At 71.2% G+C, this 7,955-nt stretch carries 7 protein-coding genes and 2 pseudogenes; 6 read left to right on the forward strand and 3 right to left on the reverse strand.

Annotated elements, in window-relative coordinates:
* Together AB0447_RS15330 and AB0447_RS15335 are read left to right on the forward strand one after the other, a co-directional pair.
* Nucleotides 1–855, forward strand: coding sequence for an NmrA/HSCARG family protein (locus AB0447_RS15330; RefSeq protein ID WP_366477109.1), 855 nt, complete (start codon nt 1–3; stop codon nt 853–855).
* A gap of 299 nt (nt 856–1,154) precedes the next feature.
* Nucleotides 1,155–1,807: pseudogene (locus AB0447_RS15335) on the forward strand (2OG-Fe dioxygenase family protein).
* A 264-nt stretch (nt 1,808–2,071) separates the two neighbouring features.
* Here the strand turns inward: AB0447_RS15335 and AB0447_RS15340 are convergent.
* The 3 genes and pseudogenes from AB0447_RS15340 to AB0447_RS15350 form a co-directional block, all read right to left on the reverse strand.
* Nucleotides 2,072–2,959 (reverse strand): annotated as a pseudogene (locus tag AB0447_RS15340) (YbdK family carboxylate-amine ligase); the annotation flags it as partial.
* Between the two features lie 238 nt (nt 2,960–3,197).
* Nucleotides 3,198–4,472: an MFS transporter gene (locus tag AB0447_RS15345; RefSeq protein WP_366477111.1), complete on the reverse strand. Its 1,275-nt coding sequence runs from the start codon at nt 4,470–4,472 to the stop codon at nt 3,198–3,200.
* A gap of 17 nt (nt 4,473–4,489) precedes the next feature.
* Nucleotides 4,490–5,029 (reverse strand): winged helix-turn-helix domain-containing protein, encoded by a 540-nt coding sequence (locus AB0447_RS15350; protein WP_366477112.1) that lies wholly within the window; start codon nt 5,027–5,029, stop codon nt 4,490–4,492.
* A 499-nt stretch (nt 5,030–5,528) separates the two neighbouring features.
* On the opposite strand from AB0447_RS15350, the gene AB0447_RS15355 reads away from it, so the two are divergent.
* The 4 genes from AB0447_RS15355 to AB0447_RS15370 all read left to right on the forward strand — a co-directional run.
* On the forward strand, nt 5,529–6,122 hold the full coding sequence (locus tag AB0447_RS15355; protein ID WP_366477114.1) for a hypothetical protein: 594 nt from the start codon (nt 5,529–5,531) through the stop codon (nt 6,120–6,122).
* A gap of 11 nt (nt 6,123–6,133) precedes the next feature.
* Complete coding sequence (locus AB0447_RS15360) at nt 6,134–6,961, forward strand: methyltransferase domain-containing protein (protein ID WP_366477115.1); 828 nt, start codon at nt 6,134–6,136, stop codon at nt 6,959–6,961.
* Nucleotides 6,939–7,460 carry a hypothetical protein gene (locus tag AB0447_RS15365; RefSeq protein ID WP_366477117.1) on the forward strand — a complete coding sequence of 174 codons (522 nt, stop codon included), beginning with the start codon at nt 6,939–6,941 and terminating at the stop codon, nt 7,458–7,460. The genes AB0447_RS15360 and AB0447_RS15365 overlap by 23 nt, the downstream gene beginning before the upstream one ends.
* 193 nt (nt 7,461–7,653) lie before the next feature.
* Nucleotides 7,654–7,955, forward strand: a 302-nt coding sequence (locus tag AB0447_RS15370; RefSeq protein WP_366477119.1) for a YbhB/YbcL family Raf kinase inhibitor-like protein, incomplete at its 3' end; no start/stop codon positions are given.

Raw genomic sequence — 7,955 nt, forward strand, 5'->3', positions numbered from 1 at the left:
GTGTCGAACCAGAAGATTGTCCTGGTCACGGGTGCGACTGGCGGTCAGGGCGGCGCCGCCGCCCGCTGCCTGTTCGAGAGCGGCTGGGCGGTGCGCGCCCTCGTCCGCAACCCGGACAAGCCGGAGGCCAAAGTCCTCAAGGCGCTCGGCGCGGAACTGGTCGCCGGCGACCTCGACGACCCGGAGTCGCTGCGCGCGGCAGCGCAGGGCGTGCACGGCGTCTTCAGCGTGCAGCCCGCCGACTTGGCCCACCCCCATCCCGAAGCCGAGGTGCGGCAGGGCAAGAATGTCGCCGACGCTGCCAGAGCCGCAGGCGTCGCACACCTGGTCTACAGCTCCGTTGGCGCCGTCGGGCGCAACTCCGGCGTCGCGCATTTCGAGGCCAAGGCGGAGATCGAGGCGCACATCGATGCCATCGGGGTGCCCGCGACGGTGCTGCGGCCGGTGTTCTTCATGGAGAACTGGCCGTACATGGTGCCGGAGGCGGAGAACGGTGAGCGGGTGGGTTCGATCGCGCTGGACGCGGACACTTCACTGCAGATGATCGCGCTGAGCGACATCGGCCGGATTGTTGCCGAAGCGTTCGGCAACCCGGCCGAGTTCGTCGGCAAGGAGCTCGAGATCGCCGGTGACGAGCTGACCGTGCGGCAGATCGCCGAGGTGTTCACCAGGGTCGACGGCATCCCGACTCGCTTCGAGCGGCAGCCCATCGAGGAGGTGCGATCCGGGGCCGAGGAACTGGCGAACATGTTCGACTGGCTCAACGAGAAGGGGTACCAGGCCGAAATCGCCGCACTCCGCGAGCGGCACCCGGAGCTGCTGACCCTGGAGGCGTGGCTGCGCAAGAACCGGTAGCCGCCGGTGGGCGGCGTACCCGGCGACCAGCTCACTGTGACCAGACCCCCGGGAGCGTCCGCTTCTACACGGGCGCCCCGAACGCCTCGCAGGCGTGGCGGGGCTGTACGCATGGTGCCCTGCGGATGCAGGACGCGTCGTGCGGCCCGAGTATGAGGATCATGGACGAAGGACACCGCAGCCCCCCACCAGGTCTACGACAGGCAGGCCCCGAGCGTGGGCATGCCCCGGGCGGGGGCGGGGGCCGCCAGCTGCTCGAACGGGCTCGCGGGGCGGTCGTTTCCGACGGCTGGCATTTGATGGCTCAGGCTGCTGTCTCCCGCTGTCTGGGCGTGGACACCAGCGTATGGGAGCGGTTCGCCGCCCACTGGGAGAACCTGGCCGTGGACGCGTACGCGGCCGAAACCGGGACGCGTCGTCTGCGGCGCTTCGGGCAGTTCCTCCTGTCGAGGTCGGGTGAGATCACCGCGCTGCCCCATGACGTGTTCGTGCAGCCCCAGGACAGCAACCCCCTCTACGTGGACGTCGAGCGCCGCTTCGAACCGCTCACCGGCGAGTTCCGGGCCGAGCCGCTGCTGGGATCGTTGATGCGGATGCTCGGCGAGGTCGCCGCGGGATTGGATGACGCGGGGGAGTGGATCGTCAGGGTGCACCCTTTCAGGGTGGTGGCGCAGTCGGGCAGCTTGGGTGAGCCGACTCCGAGGGCCGGCACCAGGACGGGGTCACCCTGGCGACCTCACTGCTGATCGGCCGTGAGAACGTCACGGGTGGCCGCAGCACGGTCTATGACGCGGACGGCCGTGAGATCGCGGCCACGACCCTCAGCGAACCGGGGAGCCTGCTCCTGAGCGACGACCGGACCACCTGGCACGCCGTCTCCCCGCTCCAGCTGCAGGACCCCGGCCGGCCCGGGCACCGGGACGTGCTGGTCACCACCCTCGTCGCCCGCTGAAGTCATTCCTGCGCCCGGTGTCCTCGGGCGGTGGCGAGCACGAGTCCGTCCACCACCCCGGCGGGCCCCGCCTTGACCGCCCACGCCCGCTGGCGTGCCGCTCCGTCCCCGCGGGTGGCCAGCCGCTGTGAACAGGGCCGTGACCTGGTCCAGGTCGCCGAACCCTTCGAGTGCCGGACGTACGAAAGCCACCAGCTCCGCGGCAAGGTCTGCCACCAGTCGGGACCGGCCGGTCCACGGGTCGAAGCCGTGGCCGCTCCAGCCGTCCCGGGCGGCCCGCCAGCAGGCGGCCCTCAGCACTTCCCCCTCCCACGCCGGCCCCGGATCCCCTCCTCGTGCTCTGTCGGCTGCGGTGACGACCAGGGCGCGCAAGAGCATGGCGACCGCGACGGTGTCGTCGATGTCCTGCAGTACGTCCATCGCACGGATCTCCAGGGTGGGCAGCCTGGGGTTGGGGCGCAGGTCCCAAAACGGCATGCCCGCATCCAGCATCGCCTCCGTGCCGGCGATGACGACGGCCAGCCGCTCGTGTTCTTCCAACGAAGCGGCGTAGGGCGGGGGACCCAGGCACGGGAAGCGGCTGCGGATGACCGTGCGCCAGCTGGCGTAGCCGGTATCGCGCCCACGGTGAAACGGCGAGTTGGCGCTCAGCGCGATGAGCAGGGGAAGCCAGGGCCGCAGATGGTTGGCCGTCAGGACCGCCAGCTCGCGGTCGGGAAGGTGGACGTGGACGTGGAGGGCGCTGATGGCGAACTCGTCCATCATGCTCCGGTACTGCGCCCGCCCGGCCTGATAGCGCGGATGGTCCGCCACCTGCAGGGCCCCGGGCTCCCGCAGCACCGGAGTGCCCGAGGCGTACAGCTCCAGCCCCTTCGTACGGGCTGCGGCGACCAGCGCCCCGCGCACCCGCTCCAACTCCCCGCCCAGCTCGCCCGCCGACCGGCACGGGGGTGTGCGCCCCTCGACCTGGCACAAGGCGAACTCCTTCGTCACCAGATCGCCCACCTCGCCCTCGGCGCGAGCGGCTACCGCCGGGCCGGCGGCAACGATCGAGCGCGTGTGCGGGTCGACGAGGAAGTACTCCTCCTCCACCCCGACCGTCGGAACCTGGCCGGAAGACACACGGCGAGCGGCAGAGGAAGACTGGGTCACACCTCCAGCATCGCCGCGAGGACTCGACTACCTGCCAGGCACGCCCAGACGTCCCCACCGACTGCCGCCTCCGCACCCCCATCGGCTCCACCACGCAACTGGACGGCGCGCTGCAGGACGCCAGGACCGACAGCTGCGGCCGTGGGCGGCAGCGCCCTCGCACCCGACCGACCCGGCCACTCGTCGCGCCCCGCGGGGGCCTGGCACCCGACGTGTTGTGACGCCTTCGCGGCAGGCGTCACAACACGTCGGGTGCACTCTCTCGGGCGGGATCCTCGGATGCCGGGTGATCTGGACCGCCGGCCGGGGCGGCGGCGCGCAGCGCCGCTTCGACCCGGCGGTTGCTGGTCATGGATGCCGTGACGGCCGTCATCGCCAGGAGGAGGACGGCGGCGGCGTAGAGCGGGGTGCGGATGTCGTAGGTGGTGGCCAGCCAGCCGCCGAGGAAGGCCCCGATGGGGGCGGCGCACATGGCGAGCATGCGGGAGGTGGAGGCGACCCGGCCCATGAGGTGGGCGGGGACGATCGCCTGTCGGAGGGACGGGCCGAGCACCATCGTGGCGCCCATGCCCGCTCCGCAGACGGCGAGCGCGAGGCCGGCCGCGTACGGGTTCGGGGCGGCGGCAAGGCCCAGGATGGCGAGTCCCTCGACTGCGGCTGTGCAGGTCAGTGCGGTGCCGGTGCCGAGTCGTCGGCCGAGGAAGGAGGCGATGCCCGCGCCGAGCAGGCCGCCGGTGGCCTCCGCCGTGAGGAGCAGGCCGAAGCCGTGGGTGTCGATGCCGAGGCGGTCGTGCGCGAAGAGGGCGAGTACGGTCTCCACGGCGAGGAAGGCGATGTTCCCGACCGCCGGACGCAGCGCGAGCCCGAGCAGCAACCGGTCCCGGACGACGTACGAGGCCCCGGCCCGCGCCTGCCGCAGCAGCGACTCGCGGGCCTCCGGCACGGGCCGGGGCATGGCGGGCAGCGTACGTACGAGCAGTGCGGAGAGCGCGAACGACACCGCGTCGGCGAGCAGCGGAACCGCCCGCCCGAGCGCGAGCAGGGCACTGCCCGCAGGCGGCCCCGCGAAGCCGGACGCGGCGGTCTGGGCGCCTTGCAGGCGGGAGTTGGCTCGCTCCAGGAGCGCGGGTTCGCGGCCGAGCAGATCCGGCAGATAGGCCGTGGCGGCCGTGTCGAAGAAGAGTCCGCCGAGGCCGAGCAGGAAGGCGACGGCCGCGAGCAGCGGAATGCTCAGCACGTCGAGCGCGGCCGCCGCCGCGGGTATCGCGAGCAGCACCGCACGCGCTGCGTCCGTGACCCACATCGTGCGCCGACGGTCCCAGCGGTCCACCAGCGCACCGCCGAGCACCCCGAAGAGCAGCCACGGCAGCGTCCCGGCGGCCGTGACGACTGCGAGCGCCATCGGATCCCGCGTCAACGTCAACGCGAGCAGGGGCAGCGCGGCATGCGACACCCCGTCACCGAGCGAGGACACCGTCTGCGCAGTCCACAGCCGTCCGAACCCGGTCGGCAACTTACCAACACCTGAGGTCACTTGGCGCCCCCCTCGGCCTGCTCGCGCCGTGCGGGGTGGAACAGTGCGAAGACGAGTGACGCGTCCGGCAGCGACGGATCGGACAGCTCCCGGTACTCGTCCGCCAGTGCCTGCAGCCGCGCCCCCAGCTGCGCGAACTGCTCCTCGGTGAGCCGCAGATGCGCCATCCGTACGTGCCGCTCACCATCCACCGGTGACGCCTCCAGGTCCGCCACCGCATGCCGCATCAGCACATCCGGCCCTCCCTCGCCCGGATCCGGCAGCACGATCGCTCGCGCGGCCATCGCGTAGTACCGCTCGGTGACACCCCGCACCTTCCGCGTCCGTACCACCTTCACCAGGCCGGCCCGCTCCAGCAGCCGCACGTGATAGCTGGAACTCCCCTTCGCAAGGCCCACCCGCTCGGCGATCTGCGTGATCGTCGCCGGCTCGAAGCGGAGCACGGCCATGATCCGGTGGCGCGTGAGATTGGAGACGGCGCGCAGCTGCTCGTCCGTGGTGACGTGAAACGTCTCGGGAAGATCATCGGTAGGCATGCGAGCAATGGTCAACGACTCTTGACCATTGCGCAAGGGGATTTCCGCGCGGACCTTCTACGACGAGGGGCAGGCCGCGGGCCGGCTGTGGGTGCCTCTGGCGGCGTGGCGATGGGCGGCCGAGGCGGGCCCGGTTCCGCTGGCGGACGTCGGGCCGGGGATGCGGTCGCGGGCGGCGGTGGAGGCCGCTGACCCACAGGCGGTCCGAGCGGCGCCGCGGGGCCCGATCGGTGGCGGTGGACCGGCTGACGGCGGCCCCGAGGGCCGGGACAGGGCGCGGGTGGCAGTGGGGCGGATCGCTCGGGTGGGCCGGGTCGAGGCCGGGCACGCCTTCCTCGCAGCGCGGGTCAGCGGCTGAAGGCAACCGACCGCAGCTTCATCCGTTCCGTGCCGTAGCCCGTGTGCGGCCGGAGCGTGAAGTAGTCGCCCTCGCAGTCCGGTTCGGTGAACACCGTGGCGGTCGCGGTGGTCCGGTTGCGCGGCGAGTGCGCCGGCTCGCGTGAAGGCCGAGGACATCCCGCGCAACCTGCTGCCGATGACCGACGCCGAGGTCCTCGCCGTCGAGCGGATCGCCGCCACCCCGGCGCAACGGCTGATCGTCGCCCTGGCCGCCGTCCACGCCGCCCGCGCTGCGGCCATCCGACGTCTCACCTTGGACGACCTCGACCTGCCCAACCGCCGGATCACCATCGCGGGACACGCTCAGCGGCTTGGCGAACTGTTTCATCAGACCCTGCTGGCCTGGCTCGCCCAGCGTCGCGGCACCTGGCCGAAGACTCCCAACCGGCACGTATTGATCAACGCGAAGACGGCCCTGGGAACCGGGCCTGTCAGTGCTGAATACCTCAAGCGGCACCTGCTGCACCAGGGCGTCTACCTCGAACGCATCCGCGGCGACCGGGTACTGCACGAAGCGCTGACCGTCGGCGCCGACCCGTTGCATCTCGCCCCGGTAGAGCGGGCGCTCTTGACGGCTGCCCGTAAGGGGATCTCCGACCGAACGATGCCGGCGGAGCAGACAGAAAAGACCGGCACGGCTGCTGTCGAGGGGCTGCCGTTAAACCAGTGGCGTCCCCGTGGACGAGCCTCATAGCTTGTGCGCCCGTGACAGATGATCCGAAGACGCGCCCGAATCGACATGACCTCGGTCGGGTGTTCAACGAGGTGCCGGAACTCTACGACCGGGTCCGGCCGGGATACCCCGACGAACTGTTCTCGGACCTTGTCACCGTCACCGGCATGGACGAAAGGTCGTCGGTGCTGGAGGTGGGCTGCGGTACCGGCCAGGCGACGCGCTCGCTGGCAACGCTCGGATGCTCAGTGACCGCCATCGAGCCGGGCGAAGGAATGGCCGCACTCGCTCGCCAGCGGATTGCCACCCTCGGCAACGTCGAAGTCGAGACGTCAACGTTTGAGGAGTGGGACGACCGCGGTCGACGCTTCGATGTCCTTGTGGCTGCGTCGTCGTGGCACTGGGTCGACCCGTCGATCGGCTGGCAGCGAGCGCACGACGTGCTCCATCCCGCAGGCTGGATGGCACTGCTCGGCAACGTCGTTGTCCGCCAAGTGGGAGAGCCGGAGGTGTATGCCGAGACCGCCGATCTCCACGAGCGGTTCTGCCCCGGGAACCCCGGCTGGGGTCATCCGCCCCTGGAGGACGACGTGCGCACCACCGACGAGGGCTGGGGACTGGTCGAAGATCCCGGCGGATTGTTCGGCTCGACGATCGTGCGCTGGTACCCGACCGTTCAGTGGTTCGACGGGGACGGCTTTGCCGATCATCTTCGCTCGTTGTCGCTGTACCGGAAGCTCGACCGCGACGTCCGTGAGCCCCTGCTCGACGCAATCGCCGAGCGCATCCGCACGCGGATGGGCGACCGAGCATCACGCCGTTACCTGAGCGTCCTCCGTGTCGGACAGCGCGCCGAGTGAGCCCAGTGGTGAAGGACCTGCCGATTCAGCGGCAACGGACCCACCGCACTTTCCCGCCCGCACCCACCTCGCGCGGCACCGCACCGCAACCGACCCCGTACGGGCGCGGTGGCGGAAGTGGTGGCCAGGCAGACGGCTGTTCCCCGCGCCGCCGGTCACCCCCGAGGAGGCGTTCGGTGCGCTGCGCGTACTGGACCGGCTCAGCCTCGTCGACCACACACCGGACACCCCCAACCAGGCCGTCCGTGTTCACCAGCTCATCCAGCGCGCCACCCGCGACACCCGCACCCTCCACCAGCACGACCAGTACACCCGTACCGCCGCCGACGCTCTCATGGCCGCCTGGCGCCTGGCCGCTGGCGAACGCGACACCGACCTCGCCCAGGCTCTACGAACCAACACCCGAGCACTCACCCGCCACGGCGAAGAGGCGCTGTACCGGCCGGACGCGCACACGGTGCTGTACCGCCTCGGCCACAGCCTCGGCGAGAGCGGTTAGGTCACCGCCGCCATCGCCCACTTCGATCACCTCACCACCACCACCTGCAGCCGCCTCGGTGAGGATCACCGCGCCACCCGCACCGCCCGGAGCCTCGCCAGCTGGCGGGGGCGGGCGGCGGACCCGGGGTTCGCGCAAGGCTTCGACGGCAGGCTGGAGCGCATGGTGGGGGTGCTGGGCGACGGCCAAGAAATTGAGTGGTCAGGTGCAACGGCGTCCGCTGCCGCACGACTTCCACCCGCAGGTGCCCGAGCTGTCGGTGAGCAGCACGGACCTGAGCGACGGCGGGACCCTTCCGGACGCCCATGTGTACGCGAAGGGCAACTCCTCGCCGCAGATCGGCTGGTCGGCCGGACCGGAGGGCACTGGCAGCTACGCGGTCACGTGCTACGACCCGGACGCACCGACCGGCAGCGGGTTCTGGCACTGGACGGTCTTCGACATCCCGGCGGACGTCGCCGAGCTGCCGGCGGGGGCCGGAACCGGGGGCTTCGA

The organism is Streptomyces sp. NPDC051211 (assembly GCF_040689505.1).
Taxonomy (GTDB): Bacteria; Actinomycetota; Actinomycetes; order Streptomycetales; family Streptomycetaceae; genus Streptomyces.